Consider the following 240-nt stretch of genomic DNA (forward strand, 5'->3'; position numbering starts at 1 on the left):
GCGCCCGAAGTGCAAGGCGCGCTTCGATCACGACCACTAGGCTGGCTAGGGAGCTGCCGCTAGCTCGCCATTGCGCTAGCTCGCCATGGCGATCGTGTCGCGGACGAACGGGTAGATCTCTTTGGTCCAGCGGCGCCCACTGAACACGCCGTAGTGGCCGACCCCGGTCTGCACGTGGTGCGTCTTGCGATACTGCCGCACGCCCGTGCAGAGGTCCTGCGCCGCCATCGTCTGGCCGAG

Annotated in this window: 1 protein-coding gene; it reads right to left on the reverse strand. The window is 67.1% G+C overall.

Annotation, left to right across the window (positions count from 1 at the left end):
- Positions 1-75 precede the first annotated feature (75 nt).
- On the reverse strand, positions 76-228 hold the full coding sequence (locus tag Q5L94_RS14315; RefSeq protein WP_411161957.1) for a hypothetical protein: 153 nt from the start codon (positions 226-228) through the stop codon (positions 76-78).
- Between the last annotated feature and the right edge of the window lie 12 nt (positions 229-240).

It is taken from the genome of Idiomarina sp. Sol25 (assembly GCF_033052775.1).
GTDB lineage: Bacteria > Pseudomonadota > Gammaproteobacteria > Enterobacterales > Alteromonadaceae > Idiomarina.